The organism is Rhizobium sp. 007, assembly GCF_015353075.1.
Taxonomy (GTDB): Bacteria; Pseudomonadota; Alphaproteobacteria; order Rhizobiales; family Rhizobiaceae; genus Rhizobium.
The window spans coordinates 12,136-31,365 of record NZ_CP064188.1; the positions used below are offsets into that span (position 1 = coordinate 12,136).

A 19,230-nucleotide genomic window follows, 5' to 3' on the forward strand; every position below is an offset into this window, starting at 1 on the left:
TTGCTGGGCACTTTGACTCTGGCCGCCGCCGCTCCATTGTTCCATTCATGATCTACTTTACGAGTGACACCCATTTCGCCGACCCACGTGTGCTACGGATCGATCGCAGGCCGTTCCCCGGTATGGCAGAGCACGACGTTGCGCTGATCAGGAACTGGAATGCCATCGTCGGAAAAGACGACGACATCTGGCATCTCGGCGACTTCATGTCGGCGAAAGGGGGCGACTGCGATCAGCTTCTTTCGATGCTGAACGGCCGCAAGCACTTGATTATTGGCAACTGTGATCCCGAGACGACAACGAAGGCTGAGAACTGGACCAGCGTTCAGCATTATGCCGAGCTCGTTACAGACGCGCATCTTGTCGTGCTATGTCATTTTCCGTTCCGGACTTGGCACAAGATGGGCAAGAACTCGATCAACCTTCATGGGCATTCGCATGGCCGGCTGAAGCCGATGCCCCGGCAATATGATGTCGGCGTTGATGCGCGGGCTCTCCGACCGGTCACACTTGCGCAGCTGCTGTCATTGCCGTGACACTTGCGGTCTCGATCATTCGATGGCGACTGACAATGCCGAAAGGCGCTGCGTTCCCCATCCCTGTTGCGACCGCGTGACACGGATTGCGTTTGGACAGAGCAAATGGTCGTAGCGCATAAATGTCCCGCCCGGGCCTGGTCGAATGAAAGAGCAATCTCCGGCGCCGACGCGGGGGCATGCTGGAAGGCCGCGGGAATGGCGGCCCTCCAAGCAATCAGAAATAATGACTCATGCAGCCTTCGTTGCCTTCACATTTGCCGAAGTTTGCGCAAGCTGGGTGAGCTTCTTGTCGGTGGCTTCCTCTTCCGCGAGGCTTGCCTGAAGGAGAGGGATCGCGTCCTTCAGACCCAGCTGCTTGGCCCAGGCGATCAGCGTGCCGTAGCGGGCGATTTCATAATGTTCGACGGCCTGGGCCGCAGAGATCAGTCCCGCGTCGAGTGCAACAGAGCCCTTGAACTCTTCGATGATCTCTTCGCTTTCGGCGATGATGCCCTGGATCGCCTCGCAGGTCTTGCCACGAGCGGGCTTGCCGATGATCTCGAACACCTGCACGAGCCGCTCGATCTGACTTTCGGTTTCGTCACGGTGTTTTAGGAAACCCGCTTTGCCTTCCTCCGATTGCGCCGCGCGCGCCATCTTCGGCAAGGCTTTGAGGATTTGTTTCTCGGCGAAGTAAATGTCTTTCAGCGTGTCGACAAACAAGTCGTTTAGCGTCTTTGCAGCCATTCTGCTCTCCTATGGTAGGGGGTAAGTGACCAACCTGAACGCGACGCAGCGCGGGATGTTCCGATCAGCTGACAACAAGCCCATTGCGCACCGACATGCGAAACGCAAAACCTCTGCGAGATGACCCGGCTGCCGGTCGTCTTCGGAATGATTGTCCAAGGGCATCACGTTTCACGCGGAACCAGCGCTCACGCAAAGTGTTTCACTGACAACCCATGGAGAGCTCAGATGAAATACTTTTACAGGGTCGTCGGCGCGAAAGGGGAATTGGCAGAGACGAGCTGCGAGTTTGACGGGGTGCAAGCTGCAAAGGCCGAAGCCCGCAACGCTCTTACCGAGACTGCCGCCGGCGGATTGCCTGAAACCCCTGTCCACATGTTGTCGGTCGAACTGTTCGACGAAAACCGCCTGCCAATCACTGAGCTGCGTTTAATCCTAGAGGAAATTAGCAAGGAATGACGCCGCTGAGCGAGCATATGCACAGTCTTGGCGAATGGCGTCACTTGTGCGTGGACATGCAGTGCCTGTTCTTCGAGGCGACGCCATGGCACGTCGAATGGATGAAGCGCGTCTTGCCGCTGGTTGAGGCGGTGGCAGGCCATCATGCCGAGCGGACGGTCTTTACCCGATTTATTCCACCGGAAAACGCAGCCGACATGCCAGGCACGTGGCAACACTATTATGAGAAATGGTGGATGATGACGCGCAAGCAGCTGCCGTCCGGTCTGATAGAGCTTGTCCCTTCGCTTGCCCGCCTTGTGCCGCCTGCTCGGGTCTTCGACAAGGCCACCTACTCACCTTGGATCTGTGGACGGCTCCATGCGACGCTTGCCGAAGAGGGCGTGTCGACCCTTGTCATCAGCGGTGGCGAGACGGACGTCTGCGTATTGGCTGCGGTCCTGGGTGCAATCGATCTCGGCTACCGGGTCATTTTATTGACGGACGCTGTCTGTAGCGGTGCAGATGAATCGCATGAGGCGTCATTGGAACTCCTGGGCGAGCGATTTTCAGTGCAGCTTGAGCTGACGGAAACCGATCGATTTCTGCAGTGCATCTAGTCGACGCTCCTCGCGCTCCGGCCGTACACACAGGAACACGCAAAGGCTGACGTCGATGTCACGGCTTCTCGTCAGGGGGTTTCGTCGTTCTTTCGGAGAATGGCGCATCAGTTCCGGGATAATGCATTGCCATGCTGCCGCACCTTTTTCAACGGTGGGGCTTAGGAAGGGTTTTTCGCCTCGTCGGTCGTTCTGGCGCGGTCAAATTTCTTCCCGCCATTGGGTCGTTTCGCGAAGTTGTGCGTTTACCATCGTAGAAACAGAGCCCGCCAGGAGAGAATTATGACCAAGACCTTTGACCTGTCCAACTTGTCCGATGAGGAACTGGCCTCCCTCATCGATGAGGCAACAACCCTGCGAGACACTAGACGTGCCAGCCGTGAAGGTGAGCGTCGAGTAGGTTCGGATGGTTCGATGGGGCAGGATGTGAGGGCCCCGGATCATGGCGTTATCCCCACGCCCACGCCGCGGGAAGTCAAGGATGAAGGTCAGGCACATGGCGTACCCAAATAACGGCGCCGGGAGCCAGTTATTGCTCGGCACCCACGTCCACGATGCTGGATTTGTATTGCTTGCGCATCGCATCGGCTGACTGACGAACGATTTCAGAAACCTTCAAGAACTGTTGGGCTAAGGGGCTCGTCTTGCGCCAGATCATGCCGATCGTTCGTGAGGGTTGAACGCTCTGAAAGTGAGCGACAGAGACTGACGCCGAGCGCGTCTCTACTCTAACGGCCATTTCGGGGATCAAAGTGACGCCAATGCCGGCGCTGACCATTTGGACCAGCGTCGACAAAGAGCTGCCGTCCAGCAGCTCTCGCGGCAGCGCCGAATGAATGTTGCAGAATGACAAAGCCTGATCGCGAAAACAGTGCCCCTCTTCCAGTAGAAGCAGCCTCATTTCACGCAGGGCCTCGCGGTTGGGTACAGGCTTACCTTCATCCTCGCTTGGTCGGACCAGCACGAAATTCTCCGAAAACAATGGAACCTCGGTCAACGAAGGTTCGGATACCGGCAACGCGACAATTGCAGTGTCGAGCCTGCCTTCCGCCAGTTCATGAACCAGCTTGGAGGTCAACGTCTCGCGCACGTGGATCTCAAGCCCGTCATTTATGCGGGTGAGGTTGCCGATGATCGCAGGCAGCAGGTAGGGCGCGACCGTCGGGATCACGCCTATCCGCAACCGCCCCACCAGCCGGTCCTGCGAAGCGCGTGCTAGGTCTGCCAGTTCATCAACAGAACGCAGGATGTCGCGCACGCGAAGCGCAAAGGCTTCCCCGAAGCTGGTCAGCCGGACTTGACGCGCGCCTCTTTCGAAGAGCTCTGTCCCCAGCGTTTCTTCGAGTTCCTTGATCTGCATGGACAAGGCGGGCTGGGAAATCGCACAGACATCTGCCGCGCGTCCAAAATGGCCTTGTCGGGCCAGCGCCTCAAAATAGCGAAGCTGCTTGAGCGTCAAATTTGTCATAACTTCACCTTATCGCTGCAATCAGAAAATCCAACTTAAATTAATGAAGCAGCTTGGATATAGTGCCCAAAGCAGAGAGGAGATGCGGCCGCTGTCTGACCCGTTTGTGACCGACGGCGGTCTGCAGCGTGTTGATGTCCAAATATCCGCAACGCCTAACGCCGTAAGCTCTTTTCCTGCAGGGACCGTCTTCCACTGGGTCACCCAGTACAAGTTATCGCAAGGGATAAAAACATGGATTCAAAAGTCGAGACCGCGGGCAAGTGTCCGGTTGCCCATACACATACGGCCCATGGCGGTCGGTCGAACCGGGACTGGTGGCCGAACCAGTTGAATCTCAAAATTCTTCATCAGAATTCCTCGCTATCCGACCCCATGGGCAAAGGATTCAACTATGCCGAGGCGTTCAAGAAACTCGATCTGGAAGCCCTGAAAAAGGATCTCTTCGCGCTGATGACTGATTCGCAGGACTGGTGGCCGGCGGACTTCGGTCACTATGGCCCGCTTTTCATACGCATGGCATGGCACAGCGCGGGCACCTACCGGACCGGCGACGGGCGCGGCGGCGCGGGAGCCGGTCAGCAGCGATTTGCACCGCTCAACAGCTGGCCGGACAATGTCAACCTCGACAAGGCGCGCCGGTTGCTATGGCCGATCAAGCAGAAATACGGCAACAAGATCTCCTGGGCCGACCTTATGATTCTCACTGGCAACGTTGCGCTGGAGTCGATGGGCTTCAAAACGTTCGGCTTTGCCGGCGGTCGCGCGGACGTATGGGAGCCCGAGGAGGACGTCTACTGGGGCGCCGAGGACACCTGGCTTGCCGACAAGCGCTACTCTGGCGAACGAGACCTCGAGAATCCTCTCGCCGCCGTGCAAATGGGCCTCATCTACGTGAATCCGGAAGGTCCGAACGGCAATCCCGATCCGCTTGCCGCCGCCAGGGACATTCGTGAGACCTTCGCGCGCATGGCCATGAATGATGAGGAAACCGTTGCGCTCATTGCAGGCGGACATACCTTCGGCAAGACGCATGGCGCAGGCGACGCCTCACATGTCGGCGTGGAACCCGAGGGGGCTGGCATCGAGGAGCAGGGCCTCGGCTGGACAAGCAGCTTCGGAACGGGCAAGGGCGGTGACACCATCGGCAGCGGCCTGGAAGTCATCTGGACCACGACACCGACGAAGTGGAGCAACAACTTCTTCTGGAACCTGTTCGGTTACGAATGGGAACTGACGAAGAGCCCGGCCGGTGCGCATCAGTGGACACCGAAGCACGGTGCCGGTGCCGCTACCGTACCGGACGCGCACGACAAGTCCAAGCGTCACGCGCCCTCCATGCTGACCACGGACCTTGCCTTGCGCTTCGACCCTGCCTACGAAAAGATTTCGAGGCGCTTCTTCGAAAACCCGGATCAGTTCGCCGATGCATTTGCCCGTGCATGGTTCAAGCTGACCCACCGCGACATGGGCCCGCGGGCACGCTATCTCGGCCCGGAGGTTCCGGCAGAAGAACTGATCTGGCAAGATCCTGTTCCCGCCGTTGATCACGTCCTGATCGATACGAAGGATATCGCCGATCTCAAGGACAAGATCCTCGCATCGGGACTGCCCATCTCCCAGCTGGTCTCGACCGCCTGGGCTTCGGCGTCGACCTTCCGCGGCTCCGACAAGCGCGGCGGCGCGAATGGCGCGCGCATCCGTCTTGCGCCTCAAAAGGACTGGGAGGTCAATCAGCCGGCCCAGCTGGCAGCCGTGCTCGACACACTTGAAGGCATCCAGAAGGCGTTCAACGATGCCCAGCCTGGCGGCAAGAAGGTGTCGCTTGCAGATCTCATCGTGCTCGGTGGCGCAGCGGCCGTCGAGAAGGCGGCGGCGAACGGCGGTCATCACATCGAGGTTCCGTTTACACCCGGCCGCACCGACGCGACGCAGGAGCAGACCGATGTGGCCTCCTTTGCCGTTCTCGAACCTATCGCCGATGGGTTCCGCAACTATCAGAAGGGCGAATATTCCATTTCGCCCGAGGAGTTGCTGATCGACAAGGCGCAATTGCTGACGCTGACCGCACCGGAAATGACGGTTCTCGTCGGCGGCCTGCGTGTGTTGAACGCCAATGCGGGACAATCCCAGAATGGCGTCTTCACCACGCGCCCTGAAGCGCTCACCAACGACTTCTTCATCAACCTGCTCGACATGGGAACGGTTTGGAAGGCGGCTCCAGGATCAAAGTATGTGTTCGAGGGACGCGACCGCAATACGGATGAGCTGAAGTGGACCGGTACCCGTATCGACCTCGTCTTCGGCTCGAATTCTCAGCTTAGGGCGCTTGCCGAGGTTTACGGTCAAAGCGACACGCAAGAGAAGTTCGTGCACGACTTCGTGGCGGCCTGGACGAAGGTTATGAACGCCGATCGCTTCGATCTCGTCGCTTGAGATGAAACGCGCTCGGGCGCGGCTGAAGTCCAGCCGCGCCCGAGCGCTAAACAGAGGCAAATTGCCTCCGTGCAAATCTGCGCGCCGGCGTGCACCAATAAAGACCGGGACCTGGTGCATGCCTTTGCTGTCACAGGTCGGCCGTTATTGCCGCATGAACGCCTGCATCTCCTCGGGTGTGACCTTGCCGCCGTTTGTGGATCGCGGTTGCCTACTCGAAGGAAAGCGCTCCATCTGCGTCAGCGATGGCGAACATGATCTTCATCATATGACCACGCATGGCCCCCATCGACATTCCACCCATCATGCCGGACGGCATCATATCTCGACCCATCGTCCCTGGCCCTCTCCGGCTGGATTGAAATGGTGGCCTGGTGACAGGAGCTTAGGACGATGGCGGAGGGAAACTATGATATTCGTCAAACTGTAACGGCGGAGTTTCAAACGCCGTATAGTCGGATCTTGTAGAGTAGGAGCTATTCGTTCCTGCCTCCCAAGGAGGCTCTTGTCATGCCGAAACGTAGCGCAGGCCTTTTGATATTCCGGCAGACCGCCGGATATCTGGAAGTGTTTCTGGTCCATCCGGGTGGGCCGTTCTGGGCGCAGAAGGACGAAGGCGCCTGGTCGATCCCGAAGGGCCTTATGGACCAAGGTGAGGATGCGCTGGAGGCTGCGAAACGGGAGGTGTTCGAGGAGGTGGGGTCCAAAATCGAAGGAAACTTCAACTGGCTCGGCGAATACCGGCAGCCCGGAGGTAAAGTCGTGCTGGTATGGTCAATAGAGGCCGATATCGCCGCCGACGCAATCGTCAGCAATACATTCCAGATCGAATGGCCTCCGAGATCAGGGAAAATGCGGGCGTTTCCAGAGGTTGATCGAGCCGGATGGTTCCGTCTTGACGAAGCCGAACACAAGATATTGAAAGGTCAGCAACAGGTGCTTCTCGCTTTTGCAGCACGTCGGCAACCCTAGCTGGGCGGCTTTCCACCGGCTCGAGCCAACAGGAACAAGGCGATCATTGTGCGTGAGCATTTGGCGAACGGCAGAAGCGCACCCCTCGCTCGCACTTCGCACGCCTTGCGCCGTCCGTGGCGCGGAGCGAACGGCCGGCGTCGATTTCTTTCTCGTCTTCGCTCCGGCGTTGAAGGCCCTATGCTTCAATGGGCATGGCTCTTCACTGCATCTTCAGCAAACAGGAGCTTAATCCGGTCAATCGATGTTCAACGGCTCATCAAACAGACTACGCCGGTGGAAACCAAAAGCGCGGCTCTTTGGAGCAGCCGGGACCTCATGTTCCAGGATTTCAGACAGCTTCTTTCACCTTGATTGCGTCCGGATTGTAGACCTGCCCGAAACGGTTGTTCAGGAGAGTTGTAAGATCGACTTCCTCTTGGCGGACGAAGCCCTTGGTGGGCAACTTACCATGCGACAAAAGTTCGAGAACGGTGGCAATGCCGGCTGCGGTGGTGATCTGGATGGCACTCATCTTCTTCCCTCCAACAGTCCCAGCATAGACCTTGTTGGCATAAGTCTCCTGCATGTAGCGGCCCTCGCGCCAGCCGCAGACAGTGACGAAAATAACCACGACGTCTTGCATGGTGGCCGGCAGGGCGTTCTCGAACAGATCCTTCAACACGTCACGCCGGTTCTTTAGATTGAGGTCGTTGAGCAACGCCTTGATGATCGCCTGATGCCCGGGATACCGAATCGTGCGGTAATTCATCGTGCGTACCTTCCCTTCCAGCGTCTTGGCGAGGGTTCCCAAACCTCCGGAGGTGTTGAAGGCTTCATAGGTTACACCGTCGAGCGAAAACTCTTCCCGCTCCTCCAGCGCCGGCACGCTCACCAGCTTTCCTTCGACGATTGCCTCGCAAGGCTCGATATATTCATTGATCAGCCCATCCGTGCTCCAAGTCAGATTGTAGTTCAGCGCGTTGGAGGGATATTGCGGAAGCGCTCCCACCCGCATGCGAACACTGTCCAGACTGTCGAAGCGCTTTGCCAGATCGTTGGCGACGATGGAGATGAAACCGGGCGCCAATCCGCATTGTGGGATGAAAGCCGTCCGTGCGCCTTTGGCCAACGCCTCCACCTTTTTAGTCGTTGCCACGTCCTCCGTCAGGTCGAGATAATGTACGCCGGCTTCGAGGGCAGCCTCAGCCACCAATCCCGTAAGATCAAAGGGTGCAGCGGAAAGCACCGCGAATTTTCCCTTAAGGACAGTGACAAGACTCTCGCGGTCTGAGACGTCGAGGACGACCGTGCAAATCCCGAGGTGACGATCGATCTTTGAAAACTGCGTTTCGCTACGGTCAGCCACCGTAACGCGATAATCGCCTGTCGCTGCAAGCATTGCGGCGACCGCACCACCGATCTTGCCTGCCCCAATGATCACGATTTCCTTCATAGACGTCCCCTGGTCGTTTGCCTTCGATGAACGTAGATGATGTCAACGCAAGGTCGAATCATAGCTATGAAACGAGCATTTCGCTGTATAATATTATGCAAAACGATGAACCAGTTGAGCGAAATGTAGGGTGGGAACGATGCAAATCACAGGGAAGGATCGCGATCTGCTGGCGTTGCTCGCGGAGAATGCCCGCCTGCCGGTGGCGACGCTTGCCAAGCGGCTGTCGCTGTCTCGGACGACGGTCCAAGCACGGCTTGAGCGACTGGAGCGGGAAGGTGTGATCGCGGGCTATGGCTTGAGGTTGTCGGAGCGCTACACGGCCGGTCTGGTGCGGGCGCATGTTCTTATTACCATCGCTCCTAAAGCGCTTTCGCAGGTCACCTCGTCCTTTGACAAGATCCAGGAGGTGACGACGCTTCATTCAGTAAGTGGTTCGTTTGACCTGATCGCAATCATCACCGCGCCATCGATCGCCGAACTCGATCAGTTGATCGACCAGATCGGAACAATTGACGGCGTTGAACGAACGCTCTCCTCCATTATTCTCTCGACCCGCATCGCACGATGAAAATGCCAGAGCGTCGCCTTTATTCGCCGGTGCCCGGCAGATATCGAAAGTAGGCACGTCTTCGCCGCTTGGCGGGCAAAGGTTTCGCTGTGGTCGAACAGGAACTCCACGAGCTTGAACGTCTTGAGCTCTCGCTCTGATGCTCGCTGAGCACAGCAGCGGCGTGCCCCTTACGAGGATGAAAGCGATCGACCACCCAGATGTTGCTTCCGCAACTTGTCCGCCATGAAGTTCAGATCGCAGCCTTGTGCGATATCGACGGAAGGCGGCTTGCTAATGCAGGTCGCCAGTTTGGCGTCTCGGCCATGCCCACTGATTTCGAGACGCTTCTTCGAACGCCCGGCTTCAACGCCGTGTGCATGGCCGTCGGTCTCGATCAACACCTCGCTTTCGGCAAGGCGGCTCTGGAGCGCGGCCTTGGCGGGTTTATGAAAAAGCCGCCATCGGGTTCGGCGGCTCTCCTGTTGAGAGAGCCTTCGATGCGGCCGGCGCTCGCCGTTGTCAGTCACGGGAACGGATGGATGCTTGAGGGATTAGGAGGGTATGTGCAGCGCCGGATCAGCCAGGAGGAACGCCATGACGCCGGCTACCCATCGATACGTGACCATCAAAGGAATCGACATATTCTACCGCGAGGCAGGGTGCGAGGGCATGCCCGTGATTCTGCTTCCGCACGGTTATCCCTGCTCATCGTACGAGTTCCGCAATCTCATGCCTCGGCTGGCAGATCGCTGGCGGCTGCTTGCGCCGGACTTTCCCGGCGCCGGTTACAGCGCAACCCCAGATGACTTCGACTACAGCTTCGACGGCTACGCCGAGTTTCTCGACGGCTTCGTCAGAGCGCTGGGCGTGGAGCGTTTCGCGCTCTTTCTGCATGACTTCGGTTCACCGATCGGCGTGCGGCTGGCGATCAAGGCGCCGGAACGCGTGGTGGCGCTCGTCATCCAGAATGGCGACATCCCCTATGAAGATGCACTAGGGCCAAAATATGCCGAGATCGAGAAGACCTGGCGGCTGCCAAGGTCCGAAATGCGGGAGACACTGGCGGAGGCGGTCAAAGAGGAAATATTCAAGGAGGAATTCCTGAACAATGTCAGGTCTGAGCTCGCCGAACGGATTCCTCCCGATTTGTGGAAGCTGCACTGGTTCATTGATGACACCAAAGCGCAAGGAGATTGCGGTCGACCTGATCGCTGGTTTGAAGGAGAACCGCGCCTGGTTCCCGCAACATCGGAACTACCTCGCCAAGCACCGTCCGCCGACGATGATCGTATCGGGGCCGCAGGACAGATACATGCCAGAGCGCTCGGCGCGTGCCTATCTTCGGGATCTCCCCGACGCGGAGCTCCACCTGCTGGATGGCGGTCATTGGCTTTTGGAAACCAACCTGGACGAGGTGGTCTCGCTCGTTCGCGACTTTCTCGGCCGAGTTCACCCATCCAACGAGCCGGCATCTCTTGCTGGGCGAGCGAGGTCTTGAGGCCAGTGAGGTCGCGGAGGAAGTGCAGGGTGCTCGTAGCAAGTGCCGGTCATCGACCCAACCGTGAGCCCACCGCTAACCACGTTCTCTGCGTGTTTCGCGCGAAGACCAGGACGAAATCCAGACGAGAAGGTTTGGCAACGATTGCCGGCAGCAGTCGTGCTTTCCCCACTTGATGCTCACTCGCCGGCCTGCGCTAGAGAAATGATATCGGCCTCCGGCAAGGCAATCCGGACCAGATATTCGTAATCGTCCACCATGTGGCGGACATCCGATCCGGTTCTGGCGACGGTCCAATAGTCGCGGCCGGCGCCGAACACCGTTGAAAATTGCACGACCCCCCAGGCGCCACCCGCCCCTTTTCGTCTCGGAGAAGGAACGACAGGTTTTTTCGGGATAGCGGGTTGAAATGGTCCGGGCCCCCGATTTTGGCCCGTCTCGGAGCGAGTCGCAGGGCAAACGATAGCGCCGTATATTCTCCGTGGAAGCAGGCCGACGACTTGGCGCAATATGCATCGTCGTCGCGACCTGAAAGGGGCCTTTGGCGTCACTGACTTTTACTAATGACTTTTGAATTTTAGCACAAACTGATATTATCGCGGTGCGGCTACTATACGACGAGGCTCAACATGCGGCGTGGCCTGATATATGGTGTCTTTTTGGCATGGGCCGCGATCTGTGTTTTGGCGGGCTTTGTTGTTGCCGACGAAGATGACATGACTACAGGTGAACGGCTCGCTACATTATTGCGCGCCAGCCGGACTGTCATCTCGGGTCATCAAAAGCTTATCAACGACGAATCCCTAGGAAAAAAGGATCTCACGGGCCAACGTGTCGTCAACGAAGCGTTGCAGATCTTTGCCCAGCGCAAGGGCGATTCCGTATCGGATCAGAATTTCAACCCTCTCGATAAGCAATTGTTCGATGCGCAGGTCGCCGCGATAAAGGAAGTTGTCGACGAACATCAAAGCATGATCGATATGAAGGGTGTAGGCTTCAAGGGGTTCATTCCCTCGACCTTCGGCCGGTTGGTCAATGAACGTTTCGAGGAAAAGGTCGGCGACAAGGCGAGGATGAAGGTGACGGCGCCGGAAGAGCTGATCCGCAATCGCAAGGCGCGGCCGGATGATTGGGAGCAGCGCGTCATAGAGAGCAATTTTCTGTCTCCCGATTGGCCAAAAGGCAAATCGTTTACCGAGGAGGTGGAGGTGAACAGCCGCCAGTCTTTTCGCATGCTGATCCCTGAATATTACTCGGCATCCTGCCTGACGTGTCACGGGGGACCCAAAGGCGAGGTCGATGTAACGGGCTACCCGAAGGAGGGTAAAGCTGAAGGCGATTTGGCCGGTGCGATCAGCATCACGCTGTTCAAATGAGAGCCTCCGTTACCATTCCAATGCGGATCGGCCGCTTGATGGATCGAAAGATTCCGCTTCGCCTTATCTGCCTTTCGGCCGCGCTTTTGGGCGCGCTGCTCCTTAGCGTCGCCTTCATGGCGCATGATTTGCGTGAAAATCAGGGGCGTGTTGAGGAGGCGAATGCGCGCTTCCATATGTTCGACGATGCTGCCAAGGCGCATCGCCATTTTGGCGAGGTCCGCTATTGGCTGACGGATCTATCGGTCAGCCTGTTGACCCTCTCGGAACGGCGCGCGCAAGAAGCCCGCAAAGCGCTGGAACAAGATCTGGCCCGCATCAAGGTCTTCGCGCCTGATGAAGCGAATACGATCCTACAAGGTTCGAACGCGTACTTTGAAAAGGCGATGGAGGCCGTTGACGCCTACACCAATGACAACAGGGTCATAGGCAACTCCCGGCTGGCGGCCGCCAGAAGCTACAGCGATCAAATCGATTCCGTGCTTATGTCACTCGAACAGCGTCTCGAGAACGAAGCCGATCTGGCGCGCGACGCTGCCGATGCGACGGCGCGCAACACCTATATACGAGCTCTGATCGCAGCCGGCGTGACGACATTGGCCTGCATTCTGATGACCTGGCTGGTGCTGCGCTCCATCCTGGTGCCGCTCGGCCGGATCGACAGGGCGATGACGCAGTTGACGAGGGGGCAGGAGGATGTCGAACTGCCGCCCGAAGGCAGCGATGAATTCGGAAAACTTTCAAAGACGTTGCGATTGCTGCGTGACAGCCAGGCCGAGCGTCGAGAGCTTGAAGCGGTTGCCGAGCGCCAGCGCAATACGGTGATGACAGCGATCGAGACCATTCCCGATGGGTTCGCGTTTTTTGACGCGGACGACCGGCTGGTTTTGGTCAACCAACGCTATCTTCAACTGTTTCCGGAGACTGCGGACCTGATGACGCCTGGAAGGGCCTTTGAAGATATCGTTCGTGCGCAGGCAGAACGCGGCACGACCGATATCGGAGGCGGCAGCATTGAGAGTTGGGTCGCTGAGGCCATGCAGCGTCACCGCCAGCCGCAGGGCATGATCGAGCGGCAATTCGCCAATGGAACATGGCTGCGCATCGCCAAGCGAAAGACGCCGGAGGGCGGCACCGTGGCGGTCTACACGGATATTTCGGATTTGAAGAACCGACAGGCGGAGCTGGAGGAGGCAAGGCGTGGCGCAGAGGTCGCCAGCGAAGAAAAGAGCCGTTTCCTCGCCTCCATGAGCCACGAGCTGCGCACTCCTTTGAATGCGATAATCGGTTATAGCGAAATGCTCATCGAGGATGCCAGCGATCTCGGACAGACCGGATTCATTGAGGATCTCAATAAGATCGAGGGCTCGGGACGCCATCTCCTGGCGCTCATCAACGACGTTCTCGATCTCTCCAAGATTGAGGCGGGCAAGATGGAGCTTTACATCGAGCGCCTCAGTCTAAGACAGCTTCTTGCCGACGTTCAAAATACCGTAGCGCCGTTGATCGCCAAGAAGGGCAACCGTCTGATGGTGAGTGCCCCCGTCGAGCAGGATCAGATCGAGACCGATAAGACCAAGTTGCGGCAAAATCTGTTTAATCTTCTCTCAAATGCCGCCAAATTTACGGAGAACGGCGAGATTAAGCTTGTGGTGCGGCGTTACGAGGACGGAGTTGGTGAATGGCTTGAATTTGCCGTCAGTGATAGTGGAATCGGCATGACGAAGGAGCAGCAGCAAAAGCTGTTCCATGCATTCGTACAGGTGGATTCGTCGACGACGCGCAATTACGGCGGGACCGGCCTCGGTCTGACCATCACGCAGCATTTCGTCAAGATGATGGGTGGTGCCATTTCCGTCGAGAGCGAATTCGGAAAGGGCTCGACCTTCCGCTTCACAATCCCTGCGATCACCAGAACAGATATCGTCCAGGAAAATGCGCCGCAAATCGATACCTTGGACAGTGCGAGCGCGCATCCAACAGTTCTCGTGATTGATGATGAGGCGCGGGCTCGCAATTTCGTCTCCGACGCCGTTCGCGGCGCAGGCTTTACCGTGATCGAGGCGACGGGTGGAGAGGAGGGCTTGGCAAAAATCCGTAGATTGCACCCGGACGCAATCGTCCTTGACGTGATCATGCCGGGTCAAGACGGTTGGTCCGTTCTGCGTGAAATCAAGTCGGACAAGGCGATCTGCGATATTCCCGTCATCCTCGCGACGGTTGTCGCCGATCGCGAGATGGGCCTGGCCTTCGGTGCCGTGGACCATCTGATCAAGCCGATCGACCCTCAGCAACTCGTCGATACCCTAAACGCAGTCGCCGGCGAAGCACGCCATGATGTGCTTATCGTTGATGACGACCCCGCAACCCGCGATCTTTTCCGCAGGGTGCTCGTCCGCGAGGGTTGGCGGGTTCGGGAGGCGGCCGACGGTCGCCATGGTCTTGAACAACTCGAGGCCGGACGGCCGACGATTATGGTTCTCGACCTGATGATGCCGAACATGGACGGTTTCACGCTACTTCAGGCGATCAAAGACAGGCGCGACTTGGCAGATATCCCAGTCGTTATCGTCACTTCGAAAGATTTGACGCGAGAAGAGCTGGATTGGTTGGGCGTTCGCGCGAATGAAGTAGTCAGAAAAGGAACCAAAGGTCGCACCGATCTGATTGCAGCTTTAAAGCGGCATCTTCCGCAAAAGGAAGAGGCGTGAGGAGAGATGTTCGGATGGTCAAGATTCTTCTTGTCGAGGACAATGAGATGAACCGCGATATGCTCACCCGCCGCTTGGAGAAACGTGGTTACGAAGTTGTCAGCGCAACGGACGGGCTCGCCGGCGTCGAGGCGGCCGTGACCACGAAGCCGGACTTGGTTCTGATGGATATGAGCCTTCCTGTCATCGACGGCTGGGAAGCAACGAAGCGGATCAAAAGAAATCCCAACACTGCTGCCATACCGGTGATCGCACTTACCGCCCATGCCATGGCCGGCGATCGTGAAAAGGCAATCGAGGCCGGTTGTGACGACTACGACACCAAACCGATCGAACTACTGGGTCTGCTCGACAAGATCGCCCGTTTGACCGGAGGGTAACGATCGTGGCCCAATCTCGAGACATCGGGCATCGGATGTATATCGCCAGAATCGCCCAAAACATCGTCGATCCAGCCCAGGCCATTCTGGGCTATCAGGAACTGATTACGGAAGAGGTGCGTGAAGCCGGACCCAGTGATGCTTTGCCGGACCTTGAAAGGATATTGAGCGCCGCCCGGGAGCTGAATACATTGATCAAGCGGCTTCTCGACATCGAAACGCCGGAGAGTGGGAATGCCCCCTCGTTCGATAGGCTTTTACGGCATGATCTCAGAACGCCCCTGAATGCCATCCTCGGCTATTCCGAGATGTTGATCGAGGACTTCGCCGATACCTTGCCGGCGCGTCTGCTGGAGGATGTGTCGAAGGTCATTCGTGAAAGCCGCAATTTGCTTGCGCAGATTGACGAAACACTTGATGGGTCGCCTCCTGATGCGGATCAGGAATTTCAGCCTAAATTCGATGGAACGATTGCCGCCGATCTGGCTAGGACAATGGCGACCCGTTCTTCGGCCGTCACGGAACGCGCAGGACGTATCCTCATCGTCGACGACACGGCGTCAAATCGCGATCTCCTGTCCAGACGGCTCCGCCGCGATGGACACACCGTCGTAGCGGCAAGCTCCGGCGAAGAGGCGATTCGTATCTTCGATCAGCAGGAATTCGACCTCGTATTGGCCGATGTCCTGATGCCGGACATGAACGGTATAGAGCTTCTCGGCCAGCTTAAATCGGACCGACACTCTCGCGAGATCCCGGTCGTGATGATTTCCGGCCTGAAGGATGACGACGCCGTTGCCCGTTGCATTGAGGCGGGGGCCGAGGACTATCTCCGCAAACCAATCAATCCCGTCCTGTTTAAAGCCCGCATTACCGCCTGCCTCGAGCGTCGTCGTTGGCGAACGCGCGAAAAGCAATATCTGGCGCAGATAGAATTCGAGAAGGAGCGGGCAAACGCCCTGCTTCATGCGATTCTTCCGAAGCAGGTGGTGAAGCGGCTTGCGGACGGAGAGGAAGTGATCGCCGATCGCATCGATATGGTGACTATTATTTTCGCCGACATCGTCAACTTCACGGAATTTGCAGCGCGAACGCCGGCTGCAGCATTAGTCCGGAGACTGGGAGACCTGTTTAGTCGTTTCGACGAACTTGCTGATCAATATGGCATCGAAAAGATCAAGACCATCGGTGATGCCTATATGGCCGCGTCGGGACTACTGGACCCTCGCGTGGATCACGCCGTCGCCGGCGTTGCGTTCGCCAAGGCACTGCTGGCCGAAATGTCTGGACGAGTCGATGATGGATCAGCGCTCACCTTGCGGATTGGCATTCATAGCGGGCCGGTCATCGCTGGCCTGATCGGTCGGAAACGCTTTGTCTATGATGTCTGGGGACATACGGTGAATGTTGCAAGTCGCATGGAGTCTTGCGGCGCACCAGGTCAAATTCAGATATCGCAAGCGACGTTCGATGCAATTGGCGAAGGGCGTATGCCCGCCCGCCGGGAAATCATCAATATTCGCGGCATCGGGAGATGCACAACCTACCTTTTGGAATAACACATCCTGTCGCGGTTCCATGCGTCCCTGTTGCAAAGAACGACGGCTGGTGCACAACGGTTCGTGGTTGCTGTTTCAAGCCGTGTAGACGCCGAAATAGGTGCTGATGAGACTCTCCCGATAGCGTGGAAACGCCGTCATTGCGCGGCGGGAGCGCGCACTTGCAAGACTAAATCCGGGTGACTGATGCCGACCCCGCAATCCGGCATGACGCACTTGGCGTAGATTCTCAAAGTTGCTCGATGTGCCTTGAATGTGGATAGGCAAAATTATGTGAGACCGGTTCAAGGGACAGCTGCAAGGACATCGCATCCACAGAGCCCAAAATATTAACTCAGGAGTTTCGGCGCCAATTGCCAGGCGTCAGGCCGGCGATACTCGAAAAAACCCGCGTGAAATGGCTCTGATCCGCGAAGCCGCAGGCGATGGCCACCTCGGCAAGCGGCGCATTCGAGGCCCGAAGCAACTCCCGGGCGCGATTTACCCGCTCGCTGAGAAGCCATTGATATGGTGTCATCCCGGTCGTTTCCCGAAAAGCGCGGATGAAATAGCCTCGAGACAGATTGCAAACCTTCGCGACCTCCGAAATCGAGATGTTGCCGTCGAGGTTTTCGCGAAGCAGACTTTTCGCCAGATGCTCATGCGAACGCGACAGGCTTCGTGATCTGTTGGAGGCTGCGATGGGCCGATCGCCATAGCGTTGGACCAGATAGGTCCCGATGGCAGTCGCCATTTGGTCGACGAACAGCGCGCTTGCTTCCTCGGGTTTTTCGAGTGCCGGGATCAACGCGCGACAAAGATTGGCAAGCACGATATCTTTTGAAGCGGTTTCGGCTGCCAGCGACGTCACACCGGGAAGTTCAGCGCCTTCGGCAATCCTGATGAGAGACGCAGGCGAAATTTCAAGCAGAAGGAAATCGAAAGGACCGCTAAGATCTGCCTTGTAGCCTTCGGAGAGATCGCGGATATAGATCGAGTTTTCCGTAAAATCGTGGTTGGTCGCATGATGTTGATGATAGATGCGCCGCGTATGGCCACCGAGCGAAGATACGCCGACAACGAAACCTCGATCGCTTGCCGATGTCTTGACCTGATCGAGCTGCATGACGCTCGTTCCCTTGCGGAAGACCGCGATATCCGATCCTGCCAAAGCCTGGTTGATCGACAACTGCTTCAGAGGACATCCAAAACCGTCCGTCGCCGGTCCAGCGGGTGATTTGATGTGACGGTCGGAAATAGGAACCAAGACGCACAACTTTCATTTTGAAGTCGCTGGAGCTGGGTTCTGACCCACTTTGGTGGCTCAGGCCTTCCGCGCTGACTTCTGGTAGGTCGCCGAATCTCTTCGACGAGGATGCTTTTGTTCAAGATAGACGTTTGAAAGGTGTATAGGAACCTTCAAGGCGTGGCATTTCAGCGGACGGCTATACAGTCCCCAGCCCGGATGATCGAGACACATGTGAGTGAAGCGTTGGCGGCCAGTGAGAGAATTGCGGCATGTTTTGGTGTCGAGGCAGCGAGGGCGCTGGCGATCAGGCCTCTTCGCGAGGCGAAGCTCTCTGTCGTTCATCTTGACCACTCCTATGAAGACGGCGAGCATCCTGTTTTCCTTCCGGCCGATGACGCCTTCCTGGTCATGCTTTATCTCGTCGATGTCGACCATTCCGACATCTGGCCAGACCGACCTCCGGCACCTTTCAAGAGGTATCCCAGAGGCTCGATTTGTCTAATCAGCCTGAAGGATGGAGCCGCAATCTCCATTCGCGGTCGGTTTGAGGCCCTTGCGTTTCATATCCCGAGCTCGCATTTTGCCGAGCTGGCGAAGGACGCAGGAGAACCTCGCGTCGATGACCTTGCGACCTGTCGCGGGGTTGACGATCAGGTGATCCGCAATATTGGTGGAGCACTGATGCCGATGTTCGATATGCCGGAAGAGGTAAGGGATACGCTGCTTCCGCATATCGGGCTGGCGTTAAACGCCCATCTCGCGCACCGTTACGGACGGTCGCCCGCCCAGCGCCTATTGGCCAGCGGTCAGCTGTCTCCTATGCAGGAAAAGCGCATCAAGACGTACATAGCTGCGAACCTATCGGGCAACATACCGGTCGATAAGATTGCCGACGCGACCGGTTTTTCATCGGATGAGCTCCGTTCCGGCTTCTTGAATACGACTGGGCAGTCCGTTCTCGAATGGATTTCGGCGTGTCGGATGAATAAGGCCCAATCACAACTGAGCCGGACCGGTGAGACCATCGCCCAAGTGGCTGAAACGTGCGGTTTTGCGGATGAGAACACATTCGTCGAGACCTTCACGAAGGCCGTGGGAGTCACTCCGCGGGAGTGGCGTTCACGCAACCGGCACTAACTGATTTCACGATCGAGCGGCGCTACGCTCCGATCTTTCCCACGTCCATTCCCGTCGATCTCGGCTTTGAGGAAGATGCCGAGGAATGTTCTGATGAGGACTATTTTGGATGGGATTGTTTCGCGCGAATCCGGATGCGGCGCTAACAGCCGCA

The 19,230-nt window shown here is 57.4% G+C and carries 19 protein-coding genes and 2 pseudogenes; 14 read left to right on the forward strand and 7 right to left on the reverse strand.

The genetic code is table 11. The features are described 5' to 3' along the window. Positions 1-47: 47 nt before the first annotated feature. Positions 48-536: a metallophosphoesterase family protein gene (locus ISN39_RS21050; protein WP_194730292.1), complete on the forward strand. Its 489-nt coding sequence runs from the start codon at positions 48-50 to the stop codon at positions 534-536. 231 nt (positions 537-767) lie between these two features. Here ISN39_RS21050 and ISN39_RS21055 read toward each other — a convergent pair whose 3' ends face one another. Beyond that, entirely contained in the window at positions 768-1,265 is a 498-nt protein-coding gene (locus tag ISN39_RS21055) for a ferritin-like domain-containing protein (RefSeq protein WP_074071038.1), read from the reverse strand. A gap of 228 nt (positions 1,266-1,493) precedes the next feature. On the opposite strand from ISN39_RS21055, the gene ISN39_RS21060 reads away from it, so the two are divergent. The 3 genes from ISN39_RS21060 (at position 1,494) to ISN39_RS21070 (ending at position 2,836) form a co-directional block, all read left to right on the forward strand. Beyond that, positions 1,494-1,724 (forward strand): hypothetical protein, encoded by a 231-nt coding sequence (locus tag ISN39_RS21060; protein ID WP_194730293.1) that lies wholly within the window; start codon positions 1,494-1,496, stop codon positions 1,722-1,724. Between the two features lie 17 nt (positions 1,725-1,741). Further along, positions 1,742-2,323 (forward strand): cysteine hydrolase, encoded by a 582-nt coding sequence (locus ISN39_RS21065; protein WP_194731850.1) that lies wholly within the window; start codon positions 1,742-1,744, stop codon positions 2,321-2,323. 282 nt (positions 2,324-2,605) lie between these two features. Next, positions 2,606-2,836 carry a hypothetical protein gene (locus ISN39_RS21070; RefSeq protein ID WP_194730294.1) on the forward strand — a complete coding sequence of 77 codons (231 nt, stop codon included), beginning with the start codon at positions 2,606-2,608 and terminating at the stop codon, positions 2,834-2,836. 16 nt (positions 2,837-2,852) lie between these two features. Here ISN39_RS21070 and ISN39_RS21075 read toward each other — a convergent pair whose 3' ends face one another. Beyond that, positions 2,853-3,791 (reverse strand): hydrogen peroxide-inducible genes activator, encoded by a 939-nt coding sequence (locus ISN39_RS21075; RefSeq protein ID WP_194730295.1) that lies wholly within the window; start codon positions 3,789-3,791, stop codon positions 2,853-2,855. A 234-nt stretch (positions 3,792-4,025) separates the two neighbouring features. Between ISN39_RS21075 and katG the strand changes: the two genes are divergently transcribed. Continuing rightward, on the forward strand, positions 4,026-6,227 hold the full coding sequence (gene katG / locus ISN39_RS21080; RefSeq protein ID WP_194730296.1) for a catalase/peroxidase HPI: 2,202 nt from the start codon (positions 4,026-4,028) through the stop codon (positions 6,225-6,227). Between the two features lie 144 nt (positions 6,228-6,371). Here the strand turns inward: katG and ISN39_RS36505 are convergent. Beyond that, a pseudogene (locus ISN39_RS36505) lies at positions 6,372-6,570 on the reverse strand (EF-hand domain-containing protein); the annotation flags it as partial. 167 nt (positions 6,571-6,737) lie between these two features. Here ISN39_RS36505 and ISN39_RS21085 point away from each other — a divergent pair. Next, the gene (locus ISN39_RS21085; RefSeq protein ID WP_194730297.1) at positions 6,738-7,199 is read left to right on the forward strand and encodes an NUDIX domain-containing protein; all 462 of its coding nucleotides are present in this window, start codon (positions 6,738-6,740) and stop codon (positions 7,197-7,199) included. Positions 7,200-7,530: 331 nt separating this feature from the next. Here the strand turns inward: ISN39_RS21085 and ISN39_RS21090 are convergent, their stop codons facing one another. After that, on the reverse strand, positions 7,531-8,634 hold the full coding sequence (locus ISN39_RS21090; RefSeq protein ID WP_194730298.1) for a saccharopine dehydrogenase family protein: 1,104 nt from the start codon (positions 8,632-8,634) through the stop codon (positions 7,531-7,533). Between the two features lie 139 nt (positions 8,635-8,773). Between ISN39_RS21090 and ISN39_RS21095 the strand changes: the two genes are divergently transcribed. The 3 genes and pseudogenes from ISN39_RS21095 to ISN39_RS21105 all read left to right on the forward strand — a co-directional run bounded on the left by ISN39_RS21095 (position 8,774) and on the right by ISN39_RS21105 (position 10,861). Further along, positions 8,774-9,205, forward strand: a complete 432-nt coding sequence (locus ISN39_RS21095) for an Lrp/AsnC family transcriptional regulator (RefSeq protein ID WP_194730299.1) — start codon at positions 8,774-8,776, stop codon at positions 9,203-9,205. Positions 9,206-9,405: 200 nt separating this feature from the next. Continuing rightward, positions 9,406-9,588: pseudogene (locus tag ISN39_RS21100) on the forward strand (gfo/Idh/MocA family oxidoreductase); the annotation flags it as partial. 193 nt (positions 9,589-9,781) lie between these two features. Continuing rightward, entirely contained in the window at positions 9,782-10,861 is a 1,080-nt protein-coding gene (locus ISN39_RS21105) for an alpha/beta fold hydrolase (protein WP_246763363.1), read from the forward strand. 3 nt (positions 10,862-10,864) lie between these two features. Here the strand turns inward: ISN39_RS21105 and ISN39_RS21110 are convergent, their stop codons facing one another. Then, on the reverse strand, positions 10,865-11,020 hold the full coding sequence (locus ISN39_RS21110; RefSeq protein ID WP_246763364.1) for a hypothetical protein: 156 nt from the start codon (positions 11,018-11,020) through the stop codon (positions 10,865-10,867). A gap of 294 nt (positions 11,021-11,314) precedes the next feature. Between ISN39_RS21110 and ISN39_RS21115 the strand changes: the two genes are divergently transcribed. The 4 genes from ISN39_RS21115 to ISN39_RS21130 are packed head-to-tail and all read left to right on the forward strand — an operon-like array spanning position 11,315 to position 16,711. Then, positions 11,315-12,061: a DUF3365 domain-containing protein gene (locus tag ISN39_RS21115; protein ID WP_194730300.1), complete on the forward strand. Its 747-nt coding sequence runs from the start codon at positions 11,315-11,317 to the stop codon at positions 12,059-12,061. 38 nt (positions 12,062-12,099) lie between these two features. Further along, positions 12,100-14,772, forward strand: coding sequence for a response regulator (locus tag ISN39_RS21120; protein ID WP_246763365.1), 2,673 nt, complete (start codon positions 12,100-12,102; stop codon positions 14,770-14,772). Between the two features lie 14 nt (positions 14,773-14,786). Continuing rightward, positions 14,787-15,152 carry a response regulator gene (locus ISN39_RS21125; protein WP_074071048.1) on the forward strand — a complete coding sequence of 122 codons (366 nt, stop codon included), beginning with the start codon at positions 14,787-14,789 and terminating at the stop codon, positions 15,150-15,152. A gap of 35 nt (positions 15,153-15,187) precedes the next feature. Further along, positions 15,188-16,711, forward strand: a complete 1,524-nt coding sequence (locus ISN39_RS21130) for an adenylate/guanylate cyclase domain-containing protein (RefSeq protein ID WP_194730302.1) — start codon at positions 15,188-15,190, stop codon at positions 16,709-16,711. Between the two features lie 334 nt (positions 16,712-17,045). Here the strand turns inward: ISN39_RS21130 and ISN39_RS21135 are convergent, their stop codons facing one another. Further along, a complete protein-coding gene (locus ISN39_RS21135) occupies positions 17,046-17,879 on the reverse strand; it encodes an AraC family transcriptional regulator (RefSeq protein WP_194731852.1) in 834 nt (277 codons plus the stop codon). 135 nt (positions 17,880-18,014) lie between these two features. After that, a complete protein-coding gene (locus tag ISN39_RS36510) occupies positions 18,015-18,374 on the reverse strand; it encodes a hypothetical protein (protein WP_246763366.1) in 360 nt (119 codons plus the stop codon). On the opposite strand from ISN39_RS36510, the gene ISN39_RS21140 reads away from it, so the two are divergent. Next, entirely contained in the window at positions 18,348-19,076 is a 729-nt protein-coding gene (locus tag ISN39_RS21140) for an AraC family transcriptional regulator (RefSeq protein WP_246763367.1), read from the forward strand. The genes ISN39_RS36510 and ISN39_RS21140 overlap by 27 nt on opposite strands. Positions 19,077-19,230: the final 154 nt, after the last annotated feature.